The organism is Chryseobacterium gotjawalense, assembly GCF_030012525.1.
Taxonomy (GTDB): domain Bacteria; phylum Bacteroidota; class Bacteroidia; order Flavobacteriales; family Weeksellaceae; genus Kaistella; species Kaistella gotjawalense.
This window is the reverse complement of sequence record NZ_CP124855.1, coordinates 959349-978910: the sequence shown is the minus strand read 5'-3', so window position 1 is coordinate 978910 and position 19562 is coordinate 959349. Positions and strand designations below refer to the sequence as shown.

Here is a 19562-nt window from a genome sequence, read left to right as displayed (position 1 = left end):
CACTTAATAGGTGTATCTTTGCGCGATAGTTGCAGATCAGTAACAAACCCCTAATTTAATAGCCACGAAAATGAACATTTTTAAAAAAAGCACTTTAATTGCTGTAATAGTAAGTACAGTTTTAAGTTGCAAAAACAACTCAGAAAAAACCGAAACAGATATTAAGACCGCAGAACAAAGTATTTATACAGATGACTCCGGTAAATCTGTATCAGGCTTGGTGGGAGATTATGTTTCTTCAAGTTATAACAGACGGAATGAAGGTTACGACTGGGTGGCTGTATCTGTAACTCAATTGGCAAACAACAGTATTCATATTTCAGTACGCTCCCGCGCTGATAAGAAGAAACCAACCTGTACTTTTGATGCCGATGCTTCAGAAATAGAGGAAAATGTCTATAGAGCAACTGTTAACGGCAAGAATATTCTGTTCACCTTTAAAAACAACACCGTTACCATTGCTTCTGAAAAACCAGAAGATGGTGGATTGCTAAATTATTACTGTTCAGGCGGAGGTAGTTTAGGTGATGTTTATACAAAAATTGGTGATCCAATAGATAAAAAACAAACCGACCCAAGAATTTTTACGAAAACATTGTCTCTTCAAAATATAGGATTTGATGTAAGTACTGCAGGTAAAGGTTCTATACAGGAAATAACCATCCAGCCTTCCGGTTTAAAAGTAGACAATAATAAAATCACAATAGACATTGATGGCTCCGTTACCAATGCCGAAATTGAAGACCTGAACTCAGACGGATTTCCTGAAATTTTAATTTACACGATGTCGGCCGGGAGTGGCAGTTATGGTAACGTGATTGGCTACTCTGTAAATAACGGAAAATCGATGAGCCAAATCTATTTTCCACCTATTGCAGACAATATCAAAGCCAACAAAGGTTACATGGGACACGATGAGTTTGCAGTTGTAGAAACAACATTAGTTCAGCGTTTCAAAACCTTTACTACAGGAGATACCAATAGCAGTCCGACCGGAAATATACGTCAAATACAATACAAATTAAAAGATGGAGAAGCAACACGAAAATTTGTAATTGATAAAATAACTGAATATCCCGGTAAATAAATAATTGTGAATGATGCAGGATGCTGGGTGTTGGGTGTTGGCAATTTGAGTGATTGAGTAATTGAGTGGCTGATGAATTGGGTGAATTGTGAATGGGTGAATGATGCTGGATGCTGGGTGTTGGCAATTGAGTGATTGAGTGGTGGGTGAACTGGGTGAATTGTGAATGGGTCAATTGGTGAATTTACTTTGCCAAGTTTCGGAAAAAAAAGCCTATTTGTAAATGAAATCTTTGTGTGTTCACGACGGGATTAAAGTATTCATTGTGATAAAAAACGGATATTCATTTAATTTTTAACAGATCAAGCGAAAGGATTGGTTATAGCGAATCTTCGATTTATCCCGCTTGCAGAAATACCCAACCGTTATAGGAAAACCGATACTGCGAATAAAGATACGATCCTGCGTCTGAACCTTACAGGAATAAGCAATGAACTTTACCGCAAAGTGATCCAAGAATAAATATTCTAAATTTGTTCATTCATAAAGTAACAGCGAAATGATGGAAGTACAAGTAGAGGACCAATTAAAAACCTTAAACTATTCAGGAGTATTCCTTTCGTGCTTTTCAGATTATAGCGAAAAGTGCATTCACTCAACACCTGAACACGTTTTGCTGTATTTGTATTCGGGCGAACAAGTGATTGAAGACCGAAATAAAATTATCAAATTACAGGCAGGTGACTGTGCTTTTATAAGAAGAGACCACCGTTTGAAAATGTACAAAAACAGCAAAGGTGAAGATTTATATAAAGGTATTTCGATGACATTCAAACGCAATGTGCTTCGGGATTTTTACAGCAAAATGAATAAATCTGAAATTCCGAATAAGGTGAAAGTTTCTGATAAAACCGTTTTCAAACTCGAACGAAATCCTGCTATAGAAAGTTTGTTTCAATCTCTCACCCCCTATTTTGACAGTAATATACAACCAACAGAAGGGTTCGTCCATTTGAAATTACTGGAAGGAATTTACGCTTTACTGAACAGCAATGAACAACTTTATCCTATACTTTTTGATTTTGCTGAACCCTGGAAAATTGACCTTCTAGGATTCCTGAACAATAATTATATGGAAGAACTTTCAATGGAACAAATTGCTTCATTCACGGGAAGAAGTTTGGCAACTTTCAAAAGAGATTTCAAGAAAATAAGCAACCTCACTCCGCAAAAATGGCTGATAAGAAAACGCCTGGAAATGGCTTATATCCAACTAAAAGAAGATGGTAAAAAAGTAAAGGATGTTTATCTGGAAGTTGGTTTTAAAAACCCTTCTCATTTCTCAACCGCATTTAAAAAACAATATGGCTTTCCACCAACAGCAATCTGAAAACTGAGCTTTACAGAAAAGCGATTTGAGCCTCACAACAAAGCCGTTGCAAGGCTTTGTTTGTAACTTTGCATTGTAATAATTAATAAGACAATGCAGGAAACAAATATATTCGAGCGATTAAGAAACGGGGAAACCATTCCGGCAAACGACAACCAGGCTTATAAAATGCGTGAAGCTTCTTTTGAAACGAAAAAATTATCGGTTCAGATGAATAATTCGTCCAACCCTGATGAAATCAGAAATTTATTAAGCCAAATTACAGCCACCGAAATTGACGAAAGTGTAACCGTATTTACTCCTTTGCACATTAATTACGGAAAGCATACTAAAATCGGTAAAAATGTATTTATCAATTTCGATTGTGTGTTTCTGGATTTAGGTGGAATTACCATTGAAGACAATGTGTTGATCGCTCCAAAAGTGAGTTTATTATCTGAAGGTCATCCCATTTCTCCCGAACAAAGACCATCGTTAAATGTTGGGCACATTCACCTCAAAAAAAATGCCTGGATTGGCGCCAATGCCACCATTTTACAGGGGGTAACTATTGGCGAAAATTCAATCGTAGCAGCAGGATCAGTTGTTTTCAAAGATGTTCCTGATAATACCATGGTGGGTGGAATTCCTTCAAGAATAATTAAAAAAATTTAATTAAAAAAAATATGGTGGGAGATGATAGAAATCAATCCGGGAGAAAATCTATACAGTAATCGGCATTAGCGGGTTCAGGTATGTCCAGTTCAACTTAGAGGGATTTATATACTTTTAGCGCACGACAGCATGTCTTTATTTGGCACTTCGGCTGCGCTCAGTGACCAAGTTGGGCGGTGCTCAGTGATGAAGTTCGGCTCCGTTTACACTGACTAAACCAATTCAAAAGCCATCGCGAATTTAAGCAGCTCGGCAAAAGAAGTAGACTCGGTTTTCCGGATGATATTTTTTCGGTGGGTGCGTACCGTATGCACGGAAATAAACAATGCTTCAGCGATTTCTTTTGATGACTTCCCTTTTGCAATTTTATCAATAATGTTTTTTTCCTGTTTGGTGAGCAACGCAAATTGTTTGTAATGGTTTTTGATATAATGATCTTCATCCAATACCTTGCTGACACGACCAATGACACGGTCTATTCCCTCCACAGGACTCGAAAGAATAATCATCTGGTTCCGTGTAGCTTCTGCAGTTGGCTTCTCCAGGAGTTTACAGATTGAATAAAACCAGGTGTAATCTGTCTGGTTATGAAGTTTTACCCGTTGAAAAAAATTGTATTGCTTTGAGAAATCAGCTTCATCCAAGTAGTTTTGAATTCCTTTAAAAATTGCCAGCGATTCTTCTTTTATAAAATATCTTTCATAATAGGCTTCACCCAATGTATTCACTTCTTCAGCAGAGGTTCCCAAACGCTCGCATCCCCAATTATTCATGTAATTCACCCCCAAAGGCTGCATTTCATTCAAATCATGCAGCATCACCGCAGCGGGTAGAATACTGCCCAAATCATCAATGCCATGTGCGTTCTGTTTTAAATTCTTTTGAACCCCATGAAGTTGCCTGTTAAGTTCCATTTCTTGAAATGAAAAAATTGTGTTTTTGCCTGTCATTTTGATAAAGTATTAAGTAACAAGATGATAAAATTAATAAAATTTTATTAAAAATACCCCCTATTAGGTATTTTATACCCATTGTAATTGTAGGAACTTTGAAGAATTCATTCCTGTACGATCAGGAACGGATATGATTGAAAAAATAACAGCAGGTCTTTTGGGGTTGACCTGTTTGTTGACACGTAACAAAAGGAACCGCTCAAAAAAACCGATGCACCTTATCCTGTAACTCAACAAGAATCCCGTCTGGAAGTCAATATCTATTATCAAACAGAAAAGTATTGCGACAGCGAAAAGAAGAATGACACGTGTTTAGCTAACCTTATAGAAATCTAGAACCGTGGCAGGAATAGCATTGTAAAGGACAAGAAAAAGCGAAATATTGGGAAGAGATCCGAAGAAAAAAATAACAACAATCATATTACAGAAATTATGAAACCATTTATTACCATTTTCGTCCTTATTTTAGGATTTGGGTTAGGTCATGCACAAATAAAAGAGAAAAAGGAGTATTATTCCAACGGAACCCTTAAACATCACAGTTATTATAAGACAGATTCAGATGGCTGGCCAGTAAGAGAAGGAAAATGGAAAGACTATTATGATAATGGCAATCTGAAATATTTTACGTTTTATGTTAAGGGCAAACGGGAAGGAAAAGAGGAAAACTATTATGAAACGGGAGAACTGGAGTCTGTGGAAAGTTATAAAAACGGAATCTCTCAAAATGATGAAAAAACTTATTACAAAAATGGAAAAGAAACAAGGGCTGTTAAAAATTCATTAGGACAAAAGATAAAAACGACGAATGTTAATGCGCATTTTGTACAGGTTGACTTTCCCTCAGAACGTCAATCCATTCAATTATTTACCAATCCTCTAAAAGTAGAAGGTTATTATTTTTCAGGTTTAAAGTTTAAAGTACCTGAAGATGGTTATCTTTATTGGAATTTTCAGCTCCAAAAAAACAATGAAGTCGATAACTTTTACATCGTCAGCGCCGATGCAGAGGATCATGACCTTGACAAAAGATACTTTACCCGAATGGCGTTCAAAATTTCTAAGGATAAAGATCAATTCAGCGATTGGATTATCCAAAAATCATCAGAAAAACTCAAAGCAAATACAGAATATGTTATCTATTTTAAATCCAAAGAGGTAAAACCACGACCTGAAAAGCTAACATTTGAACTGAAATTATCGGCAACAAACGAAGAGAAGCTTGGTGCGTTTTTTAAAAACTCTTTTGAAGGTGGGCTTTTGAGAGACCATTAGGTGAATGATGTTGGCAATTGAGTGGTTGAGTGGTTGAGTGGTTGAGTGAATTGGGTGAATTGTGAATGGGTGAATGGGTGAATGATGCTGGATGCTGGATGTTGGTGATTGAGTGGTTGGGTGATTGAGTGGTTGGTGAATTTGGTTGAATTGTGAATGGGTGAATGATGCTGGATGCTGGGTGTTGGCAATTGAGTAATTGAGTGGTTGTGTGGCGGGTGAATTGGATTTTTCATTCAGAAAATCTTCTCTTTGAATTGAGTCGGTGTCAATCCTGTATTTGATTTAAAAAATTTCGAAAAACTCGCATGGTCATAGAAACCAAGATCATAAACAATATCTTTTACCGACATTTCAGACACTTTGAGCAGACGTTTAGCTTCGAGTAAAATTCTATTCTGAATTAAAGAAGAAGCGGAAGTGTTGAGAAATTTTTTCGACATAATGTTTAAATAGTTCGCCGAAATATGAAGCTTCTCAGCATAAAAAGAAACAGACCGCTCTTCTTTGAAATTCAAATCAATTAAATTTAAAAATTTTGAAATAACAGGATTAGCGTGAATTGCCTCATCATTTTTGAAACGCTCTTCGACAGATCTGCTTAGCATCAGACCAATTGTTTCACATCTTTTCTGTACCATTTCCCAAAAGATATTTTGTGCTTTCACTTCTTTTTTAATGCATTGAAACTCATACAAAACAGACTGGAAGGCATCCTCAGAAAGAGTAATAACCGGATGATTCTGATAAAACAAAGCTGAAAACCGGAGCGACGAAAGAAGATTTTCCAACCAGGATCTGCTGATCATCAATTGATAGCCTACCGTTCCTTTTTTAATATTCCAGTGGTGTACCTGATCAGGAAAGACCAAATGAACCTGATGATCCTGAATGGGATACGAAATAAAATCGATGACATGAGTGCCCCTTCCTTTTTCAAAAATATTGAGAATAAAAAAATCATGCTTATGGGGCAGATCGATTGAACGCTCACCATGGAGCTCATTGAATAAAAGCGGTCCTCCAGAATTTTCAGTATTACTGAAGTCCTGAAGACCCAAGACGGGAAAGTGATCTGACTGTTGGTTCATCCTGAATGATTTTTCGCCTAAAATTAGTAAAATTTAAAACAGAAAAGCATTCAAAATGCAACGCTGTATTTTAAGATTCCAATATTTTCACCATTTCTCTGAAGCCTAATGATTTTGAATGCTGTAAAGCGGTTACGCCGTCCTGATCAGGAATATTCAAATCCGCACCTGCATTTTTTAAGATATGGATGATCTGCTGATATTTTTCGCTGCCATCACCCAGGACCACCGCTTCCATGAGTGCTGTCCATCCCAATCTATTCACATGATCGACAGGGAAACCTTTGGTATGGGCGAGAACTTTTACGGTTTCCACATGGCCTCTTTCGCAGGCAGGAATCAAAGCCGTTCCGTTGTAACGGTTAAAAACATCGAACCGGGCGCCGTTTTTCAAAAATAACTGTACCAATTCGGTTTGTCCGCTTGCTCCGGCGTATAAAAAAGCACTGTCCTTCTGGGTGTCCTGAAGATTTACATCTGCTTTATACGCGACCAGAACTTTGGCCATTTCTGTTTGTTTTCCTACTACTGCAATCAGTAAGAGTGATCTGCCTTTTTGATCGGTCATATTAACGTCAGCGCCTTTGTCCAAAGCATTTTTTACGTGAAAGATGTCATTTTGCATCACCAGATTCACTAAATTTTCCTGTTGCATTCTGTTTTCTTTTAAATGGTGAACGGTCTTTTTTTTGCAGGCGCCCACACTGCAAAAAGCGAATAGAAAAAATAAAATTTTCATTGATCTTTAGGTGTTAAAATACCATATTTCCCTTATGAATCAATGATTTCACTTCTGATATCCTCGAAACTGCTTCGGCCGAACAACTCGCATCCAGAAAAACCAAATCCGCATCATCTCCTGCTTTTGGCCATTGCTGATTTCCTTTATCATCCAGAGGAAGCACATTCGCCGTAGCGAGTTTTAAACTTCTGGATAATAAAAACTCAGTCGACTGACCATACAATTGTGCATAGAGATTGGCTTTTTCCAAAACACTTCCGCTTCCGTAGGTATTCCAGTGATCTACGATGCTGTCGTTTCCTGTATAAACCGTTACTCCATGCTTTTGCAAAGTCGGAAGTGGCATGATGAGTTTTCCAAAAGGAATCGTGGACACAATTCCTACCTGGGCATTTCCTAATTTTTCGGCAATCTCTTCCTGTTTGTTTTGATCCAGTTTCCCTAAAACAAAACAGTGACTCAGAAACGTTTTTCCTTTCAAAGCCGTATTTTCATTGACTTTATCAATCAGGTATTCCACGGTTTTCAAACCTGATTCTCCGCTTTCGTGAAGGTGGATATCTATTCCTTTTTGATGGTCTAAGGCAAGCTGTACCGTAAAATCAATGGTCTTCTCAATGGCTCCATCGATGCTGTAAGGATCTACACCACCAATAAAATCGATATCCATTGTTGCGGCTTCTTTTAAATAAGGGACAGCATTTTTATAAAAGACGCCATGTTGCGGAAAAGCGACCAACTCGGCACCAAAAGTTTTCTTCTTGTTTTCTAAAGCTTTCTGTAGATTTTTTAACGAATCTAATTTGGAAGTGGGCTCGATATTCACATGACTTCTGGCAAAAGAAGTTCCTTTGGAATGCAGCAGTTCAATCATTTTTTCTGCTTTCTCAGTAGAGGTTTTCAGCAGTTCGGGCATCAGTTGTTCTTCCAGCTCAATCATTCCTTTTACACCGCCTTTTCTTTTTCTTACTGCCTGCCATTTTTCACCGTAGAACGTTTTATCCAAATGAATGTGCATATCTTTAAACGCCGGAAGCATCAGGAATCCTTTGGCGTCAACTGCTTTTGCACTGGTATTATTTGGAGCTATTTTTAAAATCTTACCGTTTTCCACTTCGATGAGAAATAAATCTGTTTTTGTTGCAATCACTTCCCCTTCTTCATATTGAAAACCGGTTTCGAGCCTTACATTTTTTAGGATGAGTTTTCCGTTGATGGAGCTATTTTCATCATTTAAAAGAGAAGTTGCCCTCATGATATTGGGAGTTAAGGTGAGACCAGCCACTGCTAATGCTGAATTTCTAAGAAAATTTTTACGCGATATATTCTTTGAATAATTCATAATCTATTATTTACTACAAAAATAAACAGATGACCGATAGAACATCGGTAAGATTTATCCCATTATCTGTACAATTTATTAAAAACAGAAAAGGATAAGGAGAAAATGCATCCCTCAGGATGAATTGCGTGATGGGTGAATTGGTGAATGATGCTGGATGCTGGATGTTGGCAATTAAGTGATTGAGTGATTGAGTGATTGAGTGATTGAGTGATTGGGTGTTGGGTGAATTGTGAATGATGCTGGATGTTTATTTAGCGAAGTTTCGGATGATCATTCTGTGCCGTAAAAGTCACGGATTAGAGATGTGCGCCATCGCAGAGCGGGAGACCGGCAGTTTCTATTCATTGTCAAGTTGCCTTTGAAACTCAGTCAGGTATTTTGCCAAATGAAAACCATCTGCTAATCCATGATGTGCTTCGATGGAGACCGGTAAATATTTCTTGCCCTCCCGAATACTAAACTTCCCAAAGGTAACTTTAGGAACTGATTCTGTTTTGTCAAAATCCGTAGGATGTAATAGTCCAGTAAAAGAAGTCCATGGAATGGTCGAATGCCGGATTAAGTCTTTTTTTACATCATCATTGTTTAACCGCAAACCACTGGAGTTCTGTACGGCTCTGATTTCTTCCTGCAGTTCATTATTGAAGGTTTCGAAATTATCTGAAAAGTTGACAAAGGCAAATCCAAAAGTTCCGTCTGCTCTCCCAATCGTGCAACCAGCATGGATCTTATCGAATAATACTACCTGATGATCAACAATTCTTAATTTCAATTCTTCAACTGAATTGATCGCAGCCATTGATTTATGAAGATAACAGGCAAAAAACGACTGTCCTTTTTCTTTGGTTTTTTCATACACTTTCGTACAGTCAACCTCAGTTACAATACCAAAATAGGGGCTTGCCATTTTTGAGAAGAATTCAAAATGTTCCTTTCTGTTCCATTTTTCGGTGTCGATTACTTTCATGTAGGTTGTTAATTTAATATCGTGTTTTAAGTGAGACAGTATTTTCAGACGAATTTATGGAGCTCACAAGATTAAAAAATAAGCCAAAATTCAGGTGGTCAATTTGCTCCGAATTTGGGAGGTCAATTTGACTTTTTTTTACATTTAAATGCTAAAAAAAACTTACAATTTTGCGAATTTTATTTGTTGATATCGTCGCAATCTGGATGAAGCCGTAAATTGAGGTCAGAAGAATCTGCGATTTCGAAATAAGAATTCCCCGAACCTCATTCACGTATAAGCCAGTCCCATAAAAAGCTGAACTTAAATCATCATTTAATTCGTTACTGCATTTGTCAATGCTTCCGAACCGCCCACAATGGGCAAAGTCAGCTTTGTTCTATCCAGATCAACGGTTAATTCGGTTCCCGGTTCCGGGTGTAAGGTGAACTCTTTATCACTCGAAAAAATCATTAACCCGATCTGCTGTCCTTTTTTGATAATTTGATCGTCGGGCATTAAATCGAAGGATATTTCATAGTATTTACCGGGAATTAAAGGTTCGCTTTTTCTGATGGAAGCATGGTTTTGAGGATCGGCCCAACCGCGGGTAATGATATTGTCCGTTATTTTTGCTGCTCTGCCCTCATTCCAGGGAAGTGAGACCAACCAGACGGATAAATTCGCAGCAGGCTTACTGCTTGCCAGTCTGACGGTGATTTTTGGGACTCCCGAAAGATGCAGGTCTTTTGAAAATTTTGGAGTAACATATAATAAACGGTGATTGGTATTTTCAGCTCTGGCTAAACTTTCACCGCTAAATGAATAATTATCAACCAGGGTTTCTCTGCCCTGACCGGCAGCTTTGGTCATCATTAAACCGCCTACTTTTGGCGCACCTTCCGTTAAATAAAAGGTTACGTCTTTCGCTTCCGGGTTCGGATAATCCCGGTAAGGTGTTGGCTGATCAGGAGCATCATTCTCGCGAACGATAAAGGCTTTATTCTGTTCTTTCTGGATGCCGTTATCAATCCCAAATAAATAATGGGTAAACCATCTATTCATCATTTCGAAGGGTGGCGGTCCGCCGTGACCATTTTGGTGGTAGTAAATGGCTGTTTCCAAGCCCATTTCTCTGGCTTTTTTATAAATACGGTAACTGTGCTCCGGCATCACATTCCAATCGTTAAAACCGTGAGCCATTAAGAGGGCAGCTTTCATCTTCGGCATGTGGTTAAGGTAATCGCGTCCTGCCCAAAAACTGTTGTAATCACCGGTAATGCGGTCCATTCCATTTTTCATTTCGGTGTCCCGGATTTTCGCATTGCTGTAGGCGCGTTTAGATTCATCACCACTGTGAATAAAGTCGTACAAAACATCAACGTCTTCTCCTAAGTAGCCACCGGGTGACCGCACCAATCCATTAGAACGGTAGTAGTGGTAATACGAAGTATTGGGCGCTACCGGAATGATCACTTCCAGGCCTTTTACGCCAGTTGTAGCGGCGGCAAGCGGAATAGTTCCGTTGTAGGAAGTTCCGGTCATGCCTACTTTTCCGGTAGTCCAGTACGCTTTTACTTTTTCATTTCCGTCAGCGGAAGTGTATCCGTTTGCCCTGCCGTTGAGCCAATCAATGACGGCTTTTGGAGCTAAAGATTCGTTATCGCCGCCCACGGTGGGTGAACCCTGCGACAAACCGGTACCCGGAGAAGAGGAGTGAACTACAATAAAACCACGGGGTACCCAGGTTGCAATGAGGGAGTTGGAAATAATGGGACGGGTCCCTGTGCGAACCACTTCGGCATGAACGCGTTCTTTTCCGGCTGCTCCCAATTCATGACTGACATTCCAGAAAGCACCTTCTACATCAGGAGCAACCCCAGAATAGTAAGGACTCGATTCATAGATGACCGGAAGCTTTAATCCTTCAGTTTCGGTTTGATAAGGTCGGGTAACATCCACGTGCATGCGGTCTTTTTTACCATCACCATCGGTATCAAAAGTCGTTTCTACCCAAAGATCAGTTCTGATCCATTGGTTGGCATCTTTAAATTCCGGTACGATCTGGGCTTCACCATTGGTAAAAACAGGGCTTGCTTTTACCCTGTTTTGCGCATCTGCGGAGCAGAATGCAGTAATTGTTAATAAAAGGAAACCTGATTTGATTAGTGTATTCATCCTGTTTTTTGTCATTATAATTTTTAAGGTAAGGCTGTGCTTTGCCGATTGACGGCAGCTGCAAGTTTTAAAAGTTTTTAATTTTTGTCTATGGTCTAATTATCCCGGTAAAGGCAAACGTAAATGTAGTAAAAAATATTTTGCTTAATAGAGGATAGACGAATAGATAATAGAGGATAGACGCATAGATAATAGACAAATAGATAATAGAGGATAGACGCATAGATAATAGACGAATAGATATTAGAGGATAGAATAATAGATCATAGATAGCAGACAATGGTTTGGTATATATTCCGGGACGGCCAGATTTTTAATCCTTGTGGCTCAGGGTTTAAACCATGAAACTTTGAGGGATACAGAATGCGGAACTTTCGGATTATATAATAGGCTAACTTTTCATACGGTAGCCAACAGGGGTAAGATTCTTCCTACGACTATGCACTGTCATTGATTCCGTCGAATATCCGGTTTCTGAACGCAAGGCAGCAAAGCCAAACGCCGAAGGAGCAGACCTCAGACTGATGTCAGTTTGCTCCAATGTTTTTCATTATTTACGGCCGCTGCCTTTCTGTTTTCAGCGTAGTTTAAGCTTCATCATGATGTCAGTCTGCTCATCATCTCCTAATTTGAAAATATGCTTATCAAACGCTATAAAACCGTTCTTTTTATAAAAACGGATCGCTCTTGGATTTTCTTCCCAAACTCCTAACCATACATAATGCGAATTTTTCTGTTGGGCAATTTCAATCGCTTTTTCGTAAAGAATCTGTCCGGCTTTCCTGCCGTGAAACTCTTTCAGAACATAAATGCGTTCAATTTCAAGGGCTTTTTCATCTTTTAATTCAGTTTGTGAAGCTCCGAAATTGATTTTTAAATAACCGATGATGTTGTTTTTGGATAACGCAAAATAAAATTCAGAATTTTCATTGTTCAACTCATTCGTCAGCTTTTCATTGGAAAATCCCTCGGTCAGATATTTTTCTATATTTTTTTCGGTGTTACCTGAAGAAAATGTTTCCGAAAAAGTAGCTTTCCCGATTTTTTGCAGTTTCTCAAGATCTTTTATTGTTACTTTCTGTATGGTGATGTTCTCCATTTCTGTACTTATTTTTTTAGTTTATATTAATGAGCTGATACCGCTTTAAGTCCGACAATTGAACCGATCAAAGTGATAATGAAAAGGATTCGCAGAAAAGTTGCAGGTTCTTTAAATACAATAATTCCAACCAGTACAGTTCCTACTGCTCCGATACCTGTCCACACGGCATAAGCTGTTCCGATTGGCAAACCCTGGGTGGCTTTTATTAAAAGTCCCCAAACTGACCGCTAACTTCAAATATACACAAATAGCTCAACCCTCAAAATTGTTTTTTTATGATTAATTGTCAGCAATTTATAAAATTAATAGACTTGCGTATTGGGTATAATTTTAATTCCGGGTTATGAAAAATGCGCAGGTCTTTAAGCCGGAACGCTATGGCTTACTGCCGGTACTGAACGGTGACTGGAAAGCGTGTAGGGCTGTGAAAACATAAAAATAGGTATTCTATCAGATATTTCGCTCCTCTATTATTTAAGAATGCTTTCTCTGGAAAGCAATATTTATAAATAAATGCTTTTCATAAACAGCAAAAAATGTATATTTGCTTCTTAAAAGTAGCAAATATGGAAGATTTATTGTTGGAATTTCAGTCAAAAATAGCAGGTATATCTTTGAATCTACAGCGCTATCTTGTTCATCAAATAGATTTGAGTAACCGTTTGATTGCGGTAAAAGGCGCAAGAGGTGCCGGAAAAACCACTTTACTTCTGCAAATGGCAAAATTGCATTTACCGCTGCAGTCAACCCTTTATGTAAGTTTAGATCATATTTACTTCTTTGATAACAAACTGTATCATTTGTCAAAACAGTTTACCCAGTTCGGAGGGACTCATCTATTGCTCGATGAGGTTCATAAATACCCGGATTGGTCACGGGAAATCAAATTGATTTACGATAATTTCCCGGAGCTCAATGTTATTTTTACTTCGTCTTCAATGCTCGAAATTTATAAGTCCGAATCGGATTTGAGCAGAAGAGCTGTTACCTATCATTTGAAAGAACTGTCTTTCCGGGAGTTTATCACTTTTGAAACCGGGAAAACAGTTCCTGTTTATTCATTTTTGGAACTGCTGGAACACCATAACCGGATTGCCACAGCACTTTTAGATGAGATAAAACCTTTGCCGTTATTTGAAAAATATCTGAAAATCGGAGCGTATCCTTACTACAGAGAAAGTGAGAGTCTTTATATACAGAAACTGCAAAACACGATTAATCTTATCATTGAAATTGATATCAATGCGGTGGAAGATTTGAATTACGACACGTTGGTAAAGCTGAAAAAATTACTCATCAGCGTGGCTTCAAGTGCGCCGTTTACCCCTAATGTCACGAAACTGAGCGAAAAAGTAGGCGTTTCCAGAAACATGTTGGTGCAAAGCATAAAGATTCTGGAACGTGCAGGATTGGTCAATGAACTTTACAGAGATACTTCGGGTATTGGAGTACTTACCAAACCTGAAAAACTGTATCTGAACAACAGCAACCTGATGTATGCTTTGGCAAAAGATAATACAAATGTTGGAAATGTACGTGAAACATTTTTCCTCAACCAATTCAAGGGTTTACACGAAATAAACCGATCAGAAATTGCCGATTTTGTGATCGACAAAACTTATGTGTTTGAGATTGGAGGAAAAAACAAAACCAAAAAACAAATAACAAACGTAGAAAATGCTTACGTTGCGAAAGACGGTATTGAAATCGGTTTTGCAAATATTATTCCGGTTTGGCTTTTTGGTTTGATGTATTAAGAGCCTGTATAAATTTTGTTCTGCAAACTGAAAACAGCGTGAAAATCCCCCGAAGGCGCGATCGATTATTTTGATTAGCCCGGCCGTGTCCGGCCCTCCGTTTTCAGGCAGCCCATTATAAAGCCGGATCAGACCCGCGTGGAAAGCATGCCGAAACTCCCAATAAAATACGTTCCATGGGGCCAAAAAAGCAAAATCAGATCCAATCCCTGGATCTGGGAAAAGATTTGCAGGTGTGCAGGGAAATTCCTGAGCCAAATGAAAGGTGGGGATGCTGCAGGACAGAAATTACTGCAATATCCAAAAAAATACTATTTTTATACTGACGGAAGACCGGTAATTTTTTGTAAGGATTCAGGTCACCGGTAACCCTAAAAGTATCAGTAATGACGCCCAAACAGATAGAACGGATTCAGTTTAAGATTGCAAAAATCAGGAAGGAACTTGCCGCCGATAAAAAGAGGTGGGGAGGTTATTACGACGACAGCCGCGGACTGCGGTATCTGCCCCCTGAACTGTACCTCAGGATACAGGATTATTCGGGCGCTCTCCGGTATTTTAACTGGTTCAGTAAGAATTTTCCTGATGATTCAGGGTATCCTGTATTTTTATTCGAGTGGGCCGTTACGCTCTTTAAAAAAGACAGAATCAAAGAGGCAAAGGCCAAAATTATACAGACCGATCTTGTCAATACCTGGATTGTTCCCGCTTTTCTGGAGGCGGAGAACAGCCGTCCGCCTACTAAGGTGTTTTCAAACTGGCAGATGCCGGATGTTGCTGAGGACATGGGTTATTCAAAGCATGATGCTGAACTGGCAGATTTTGCAGAATGGCTTAGTGATTTTGTGAGCAGTGGGGAAGCTTCGGAGGGGAATACCGGAAATATTGGGGTGTAATTTGGTAATCTGTACCGATGTACTCCCGGCATCATGATTGGAATCCTTCACGTCTGGAGCGCACTTTCGGTAGCCTGTCCGGGATTCTCCTGCCATTTTATACCGCTACTGCCTGCAGATGATCACGGAATAATCACTTAAAATTTCATTCAATAAATCTTCTGTCAGATCAGAGCTTCCCAGTAATACCGTTCTGAAAATTTCAGTTCTGTCCTCAGGGGTCAGCTGATTGAGTTTTTCGGTATCGCGGAAAAACTTCATGAAGGCTTCCGGGGTTATATTTTCAGTGGTTTCCATAGTACGCGACTTTAATCCAGTTGTTCACTATATTGCACATCAGATAAATATTTATTATATTTGAGAGGTGCAAATTGTTGATAATATGACATTTAACCGCAAAGTTATGAAATATTGAACGCAATAACCATTAAATTCAGGAATTATGAATACCTACTTAAGCGAACAGGAAAAACTAAGCCATCCGTACTACCGGATCATGGAACTGAAGGGTGATGAACTGAACGAAAAACTGAACTCATGGTCAAGGTCTGAACTGATCGACTGGCTGTGCTGGAATGACCGCAATGGGGTTTATACCGATGAGGATTCTTTACGGGAATTCGGAAATATACTCAGCAAGGAAAGAGCAATTGAGATCATCACCGAAATGATTAATGAACCGTAATTAACAGTGAAAAACACAACAGTTACAGACGGGGTTTCTATGGAAACTTACCTTACGGACTGCCGTTTGAAAGTAGGCCGGTCTATCCGGGAAATCCGGGAAAAACGCGGCCAGAGTCAGGAGCAGTTAGCTGATAAAATGAACATCAGCCGCTCCACCATTTCTAAAATTGAAAGCGGGAAATTCAACTGCAGTATTGATTATCTCTCTAAATTCGCATACTTTCTGGATTTTGAAATTATTCTGCAGGATTCTCAGCGGAACCTTTAATTTTTTCTGTCAGCAATTTTACAGTGTCTTCGACCGTGTTTTTTTTCAGCTCACATTCCCAAACCGTAATAACATTCCATCCCTCTTCCTGCAGAAGAGCGGTGTTCCGCTGATCTCTTTCTTTGTTTCCTTTGATTTTTTCGCTCCAGAATTCAGTTCTCGTTTTAGGCATCACAAAATACCTGCAGTCCTGATGGCCGTGCCAGAAACAGCCGTTTACAAAAATGACCGTTTTGTATTTTTTCAGTACGATATCAGGTTTCCCCGGAAGTTTGCTGTTATTTATTCTGTATCTGAAACCTTCTTTGAAAAGTAATTTTCTGAGCAGTATTTCCGGTTTGGTATCTTTACTTTTAATCTTGCTCATGTTGTAGCTGCGCTGCTTCGTTGTATGTCTGTCTGGCATAAATGTTTTTTTTAATTTAATTAATTATGGAAAACCGTATTTTTCATTCTTGAATCTTATGTAAATTTACAACATCACATAATCTTCGGTTTTATAAAAATTAATCAACGACTCTGTAACATACAAAAGAGAATGTAGTTATTTTTTAAATTTTTCAGTTTTTGAAGATTTTAATGTATATTCATCGCTTTATAAAAATAGGATGCCAGAAATAAAATTTATAGACTTGTTTGCAGGTGCAGGAGGACTCTCAGAAGGATTTATAAGAGCGGGGTTCACTCCTATTGCACATGTGGAAATGAATAAAGATGCATGTGATACTTTAAGAACGAGAACCGCTTTTCATTGGTTGAAAGAGGAAGGTCGCGTGGATGAATATTACGATTATTTAAAGGGTGATATCACAAGAGATGTACTTTGGGAAAAGATTCCTGAACATCTGATAAAATCTGTCATTAATACCGAAATTTCTGAAGAAACATTACCTACCATTTTTGATCAGATTGATGCAGAACTGGAACAGAAAGAAGTGGATTTAATTATTGGTGGTCCGCCTTGTCAAGCTTATTCTGTGGCGGGACGAGTGAGGAAGGATATGACGAATGACCCACGAAACCATTTGTACAAACATTATGTGGAATTTTTAAAAAAATACCAACCCAAAATGTTTGTCTTTGAAAATGTTCCTGGAATTCTTACTGCTAAAAATGGGCATTATCTTCAATTGATTTTTGATGCGGTACGGGAAGCAGGATATGAACTTGATAAACAGGTTTTGAACGCGCGGGATTTTGGCGTGTTACAGGATAGGAAAAGAGTAATTATTATTGGTTGGAGAAATGATCTGAAATTAGAATATCCACACTTTAACAAAGTGGAAATGCAGTTTCAAATAGCAAAACATCTTTTTTTGGATTTACCTAAAATCAAAAGTGGACAGGGAAACTGGGGTGTTTCAAAATACACAAACAAGTCTAATTCTTATCTTGAAACTTCCGGTATCAGAAACGGAATCGATTTTACAACACAGCATATCTCCCGTTTCAACAATGATAACGATTTGGAGATTTACAGAATTGCTGTTGACAAATGGGTTAATAAGGGTAAACGTTTAAACTATGCGGAATTACCTGTACGTCTCATAAAGCATAATAATGTTAAGTCTTTTACAAACCGGTTTCAGGTTGTTAATCATGAAGGTGTTTCTCATACGGTTGTAGCGCATATATGCGCCGACGGGCATTATTACATCCATCCAGATATTCATCAAAACCGCTCGATTACCGTTAGAGAAGCAGCAAGAATACAATCTTTTCCAGATGATTATTTTTTTGAATTTGGCAGAACGGCGGCATAAATATATATTAAAAAGACAATGAACAATAAAGAAGAATTCAAAAGTTGGGTTTTAAATAATCTTACAGAAAAATCTGGAGCTGGACCAGCTTACATCACATCAATCGAATGGCTTTCCGATAGATTTTATGAGAAAAATAAAATCGACAAGAAATCTATTTTCGAAATTGAAGATATTGATTTGGTTACAGAACTTCATTCGGAAGTAAAGAAAATCCAACGGGATAAAGATTCTTTTATTTATAACAAAAATGCTCCGTCTTATGGAGAAAGATATTTTTATTCTGCAAGTTTGAGTAAGTACAAAGAGTTTCTACAATTTAAAAACGGAGGTTTTATTATTGAAAAAACTGCAAAGAAACCAATTATTGATGATGCTAAATTCGACATCAATTCATTCAACGAAAGTGTTTTTGAATCAGGTTTAGTTTTTTCTGAAAAATTGATTAGTCGTTTTGTTTCATCACTTCTCACTAAACCTTTTGTTTTATTAACTGGTTTATCTGGTTCTGGGAAAACAAAAATTGCCCAAAGTTTTGTGAAATGGATTTGCGAGGACGAGAACCAATTCAGAATAATTCCTGTTGGTGCAGATTGGACGAATCGTGAACATTTATTAGGTTATCCAAACGGATTAAATCCCGAAGAATACATCACTCCAGATTCTGGTGCTTTGAATTTAATTATTGAAGCTTCCAAAGTTGAAAATGCAGATAAACCGTATTTTTTGATTTTGGATGAAATGAATTTGAGTCACGTTGAAAGATATTTTGCAGACTTTCTAAGTGTGATGGAATCTGATGATAAAATTAATCTTTATTGTGGAACAGCTCGGAAAGATTTAAAAGGAAACGATATTCCTAATGAAATTTTATGGTCAAAAAACCTGTTCATTATTGGCACCGTGAATATCGACGAAACAACTTATATGTTTAGCCCAAAAGTTTTAGATAGAGCAAATACAATTGAGTTTCGAGTTGATGAAACTAATATCAAAAGTTTTTTTGATTTGCCTACAAAAATAGATTTGTCTGTTTTGGAAGGTAAAGGTGCTGCAATGGCGAAAAGCTTTTTAGAAATCTCGGCAGATAATGCTATTGAAAAAGATGATGAATATTCAGATATTTTAGTAAAGTTTTTTAATGAACTAAAAAAAGTTGGTGCAGAATTTGGCTACAGAACAGCTGTCGAAATGCTTTTATTAATTAAGAAATTGAATATCATAAGTAGCATTTCAAAAAACGAAAGTATCGATATTGCAGTAATGCAAAAATTGTTGCCCAAACTTCACGGTTCCAGAAGCAAAATTTCAAAAGTTTTAGATGCGTTGATTTTACTTTGTTTAAAAGACGGACACATATTTTCAATTGCAAAAAGCGATGAAGTTTTGACTGAAAACATCAATTATCCAATAGCATTTGAAAAATTGGTTCGAATGTATAAGAATGCACTCGACAACGGATTTACAAGTTATGCAGAAGCTTAATTG

At 37.9% G+C, this 19562-nt stretch carries 19 protein-coding genes and 1 pseudogene; 10 read left to right on the top strand and 10 right to left on the bottom strand.

Annotated features, from left to right (window positions below):
- The first annotated feature begins 70 nt into the window (after nt 1-70).
- The 3 genes from QGN23_RS04415 (at nt 71) to QGN23_RS04405 (ending at nt 3071) form a co-directional block, all read left to right on the top strand.
- Complete coding sequence (locus QGN23_RS04415) at nt 71-1087, top strand: PliI family lysozyme inhibitor of I-type lysozyme (RefSeq protein ID WP_282905809.1); 1017 nt, start codon at nt 71-73, stop codon at nt 1085-1087.
- Nucleotides 1088-1586: 499 nt separating this feature from the next.
- Entirely contained in the window at nt 1587-2417 is an 831-nt protein-coding gene (locus QGN23_RS04410) for a helix-turn-helix domain-containing protein (RefSeq protein ID WP_282905808.1), read from the top strand.
- A 93-nt stretch (nt 2418-2510) separates the two neighbouring features.
- Nucleotides 2511-3071, top strand: a complete 561-nt coding sequence (locus QGN23_RS04405; RefSeq protein ID WP_282905807.1) for a sugar O-acetyltransferase — start codon at nt 2511-2513, stop codon at nt 3069-3071.
- A 212-nt stretch (nt 3072-3283) separates the two neighbouring features.
- Here the strand turns inward: QGN23_RS04405 and QGN23_RS04400 are convergent, their stop codons facing one another.
- A complete protein-coding gene (locus QGN23_RS04400; protein WP_165983221.1) occupies nt 3284-3985 on the bottom strand; it encodes a response regulator transcription factor in 702 nt (233 codons plus the stop codon).
- 471 nt (nt 3986-4456) lie between these two features.
- Here QGN23_RS04400 and QGN23_RS04395 point away from each other — a divergent pair, with 471 nt between their 5' ends.
- A complete protein-coding gene (locus tag QGN23_RS04395; RefSeq protein ID WP_282905806.1) occupies nt 4457-5299 on the top strand; it encodes a toxin-antitoxin system YwqK family antitoxin in 843 nt (280 codons plus the stop codon).
- 236 nt (nt 5300-5535) lie between these two features.
- Here the strand turns inward: QGN23_RS04395 and QGN23_RS04390 are convergent, their stop codons facing one another.
- The 7 genes and pseudogenes from QGN23_RS04390 to QGN23_RS04360 all read right to left on the bottom strand — a co-directional run.
- Nucleotides 5536-6390: an AraC family transcriptional regulator gene (locus QGN23_RS04390; RefSeq protein ID WP_282905805.1), complete on the bottom strand. Its 855-nt coding sequence runs from the start codon at nt 6388-6390 to the stop codon at nt 5536-5538.
- Between the two features lie 70 nt (nt 6391-6460).
- Nucleotides 6461-7129, bottom strand: coding sequence for an ankyrin repeat domain-containing protein (locus QGN23_RS04385; RefSeq protein WP_282905804.1), 669 nt, complete (start codon nt 7127-7129; stop codon nt 6461-6463).
- Between the two features lie 13 nt (nt 7130-7142).
- On the bottom strand, nt 7143-8474 hold the full coding sequence (locus tag QGN23_RS04380) for an amidohydrolase (protein ID WP_282905803.1): 1332 nt from the start codon (nt 8472-8474) through the stop codon (nt 7143-7145).
- A gap of 340 nt (nt 8475-8814) precedes the next feature.
- Nucleotides 8815-9444 (bottom strand): chloramphenicol acetyltransferase, encoded by a 630-nt coding sequence (locus QGN23_RS04375; protein WP_282905802.1) that lies wholly within the window; start codon nt 9442-9444, stop codon nt 8815-8817.
- Between the two features lie 315 nt (nt 9445-9759).
- Nucleotides 9760-11601 (bottom strand): Xaa-Pro dipeptidyl-peptidase, encoded by a 1842-nt coding sequence (locus QGN23_RS04370; protein ID WP_282905801.1) that lies wholly within the window; start codon nt 11599-11601, stop codon nt 9760-9762.
- A gap of 577 nt (nt 11602-12178) precedes the next feature.
- Nucleotides 12179-12700, bottom strand: coding sequence for a GNAT family N-acetyltransferase (locus QGN23_RS04365; protein WP_282905800.1), 522 nt, complete (start codon nt 12698-12700; stop codon nt 12179-12181).
- A gap of 26 nt (nt 12701-12726) precedes the next feature.
- Nucleotides 12727-12915 (bottom strand): annotated as a pseudogene (locus QGN23_RS04360) (DMT family transporter); the annotation flags it as partial.
- Nucleotides 12916-13269: 354 nt separating this feature from the next.
- Between QGN23_RS04360 and QGN23_RS04355 the strand changes: the two are divergent.
- Nucleotides 13270-14460 carry an ATP-binding protein gene (locus QGN23_RS04355; RefSeq protein ID WP_282905799.1) on the top strand — a complete coding sequence of 397 codons (1191 nt, stop codon included), beginning with the start codon at nt 13270-13272 and terminating at the stop codon, nt 14458-14460.
- A gap of 386 nt (nt 14461-14846) precedes the next feature.
- Nucleotides 14847-15356 carry a tetratricopeptide repeat protein gene (locus QGN23_RS04350; RefSeq protein WP_133440708.1) on the top strand — a complete coding sequence of 170 codons (510 nt, stop codon included), beginning with the start codon at nt 14847-14849 and terminating at the stop codon, nt 15354-15356.
- Nucleotides 15357-15461: 105 nt separating this feature from the next.
- On the opposite strand, the gene QGN23_RS04345 is transcribed toward QGN23_RS04350, so the two are convergent.
- A complete protein-coding gene (locus QGN23_RS04345) occupies nt 15462-15653 on the bottom strand; it encodes a hypothetical protein (RefSeq protein WP_133440707.1) in 192 nt (63 codons plus the stop codon).
- Nucleotides 15654-15798: 145 nt separating this feature from the next.
- Between QGN23_RS04345 and QGN23_RS04340 the strand changes: the two genes are divergently transcribed.
- Nucleotides 15799-16041 (top strand): hypothetical protein, encoded by a 243-nt coding sequence (locus QGN23_RS04340; protein WP_282905798.1) that lies wholly within the window; start codon nt 15799-15801, stop codon nt 16039-16041.
- A gap of 6 nt (nt 16042-16047) precedes the next feature.
- Nucleotides 16048-16311: a helix-turn-helix transcriptional regulator gene (locus QGN23_RS04335; protein WP_282905797.1), complete on the top strand. Its 264-nt coding sequence runs from the start codon at nt 16048-16050 to the stop codon at nt 16309-16311.
- Here the strand turns inward: QGN23_RS04335 and QGN23_RS04330 are convergent.
- Entirely contained in the window at nt 16280-16717 is a 438-nt protein-coding gene (locus QGN23_RS04330) for a very short patch repair endonuclease (RefSeq protein ID WP_282905796.1), read from the bottom strand. The genes QGN23_RS04335 and QGN23_RS04330 overlap by 32 nt on opposite strands.
- Nucleotides 16718-16919: 202 nt before the next feature.
- On the opposite strand from QGN23_RS04330, the gene QGN23_RS04325 reads away from it, so the two are divergent.
- Both QGN23_RS04325 and QGN23_RS04320 read left to right on the top strand, forming a co-directional pair.
- Nucleotides 16920-18074 carry a DNA cytosine methyltransferase gene (locus tag QGN23_RS04325; protein ID WP_282905795.1) on the top strand — a complete coding sequence of 385 codons (1155 nt, stop codon included), beginning with the start codon at nt 16920-16922 and terminating at the stop codon, nt 18072-18074.
- A gap of 18 nt (nt 18075-18092) precedes the next feature.
- Nucleotides 18093-19559 carry an McrB family protein gene (locus QGN23_RS04320; RefSeq protein WP_282905794.1) on the top strand — a complete coding sequence of 489 codons (1467 nt, stop codon included), beginning with the start codon at nt 18093-18095 and terminating at the stop codon, nt 19557-19559.
- Nucleotides 19560-19562: the final 3 nt, after the last annotated feature.

Bases quoted from the DNA above. Each gene is read 5' to 3' on its own strand.
- QGN23_RS04415 (WP_282905809.1), top strand. From the start codon at position 71: ATGAACATTTTTAAAAAAAGCACTTTAATTGCTGTAATAGTAAGTACA.
- QGN23_RS04410 (WP_282905808.1), top strand. From the start codon at position 1,587: ATGATGGAAGTACAAGTAGAGGACCAATTAAAAACCTTAAACTATTCA.
- QGN23_RS04405 (WP_282905807.1), top strand. From the start codon at position 2,511: ATGCAGGAAACAAATATATTCGAGCGATTAAGAAACGGGGAAACCATT.
- QGN23_RS04400 (WP_165983221.1), bottom strand. From the start codon at position 3,985: ATGGAACTTAACAGGCAACTTCATGGGGTTCAAAAGAATTTAAAACAG.
- QGN23_RS04395 (WP_282905806.1), top strand. From the start codon at position 4,457: ATGAAACCATTTATTACCATTTTCGTCCTTATTTTAGGATTTGGGTTA.
- QGN23_RS04390 (WP_282905805.1), bottom strand. From the start codon at position 6,390: ATGAACCAACAGTCAGATCACTTTCCCGTCTTGGGTCTTCAGGACTTC.
- QGN23_RS04385 (WP_282905804.1), bottom strand. From the start codon at position 7,129: ATGAAAATTTTATTTTTTCTATTCGCTTTTTGCAGTGTGGGCGCCTGC.
- QGN23_RS04380 (WP_282905803.1), bottom strand. From the start codon at position 8,474: ATGAATTATTCAAAGAATATATCGCGTAAAAATTTTCTTAGAAATTCA.
- QGN23_RS04375 (WP_282905802.1), bottom strand. From the start codon at position 9,444: ATGAAAGTAATCGACACCGAAAAATGGAACAGAAAGGAACATTTTGAA.
- QGN23_RS04370 (WP_282905801.1), bottom strand. From the start codon at position 11,601: ATGAATACACTAATCAAATCAGGTTTCCTTTTATTAACAATTACTGCA.
- QGN23_RS04365 (WP_282905800.1), bottom strand. From the start codon at position 12,700: ATGGAGAACATCACCATACAGAAAGTAACAATAAAAGATCTTGAGAAA.
- QGN23_RS04355 (WP_282905799.1), top strand. From the start codon at position 13,270: ATGGAAGATTTATTGTTGGAATTTCAGTCAAAAATAGCAGGTATATCT.
- QGN23_RS04350 (WP_133440708.1), top strand. From the start codon at position 14,847: ATGACGCCCAAACAGATAGAACGGATTCAGTTTAAGATTGCAAAAATC.
- QGN23_RS04345 (WP_133440707.1), bottom strand. From the start codon at position 15,653: ATGGAAACCACTGAAAATATAACCCCGGAAGCCTTCATGAAGTTTTTC.
- QGN23_RS04340 (WP_282905798.1), top strand. From the start codon at position 15,799: ATGAATACCTACTTAAGCGAACAGGAAAAACTAAGCCATCCGTACTAC.
- QGN23_RS04330 (WP_282905796.1), bottom strand. From the start codon at position 16,717: ATGCCAGACAGACATACAACGAAGCAGCGCAGCTACAACATGAGCAAG.
- QGN23_RS04325 (WP_282905795.1), top strand. From the start codon at position 16,920: ATGCCAGAAATAAAATTTATAGACTTGTTTGCAGGTGCAGGAGGACTC.
- QGN23_RS04320 (WP_282905794.1), top strand. From the start codon at position 18,093: ATGAACAATAAAGAAGAATTCAAAAGTTGGGTTTTAAATAATCTTACA.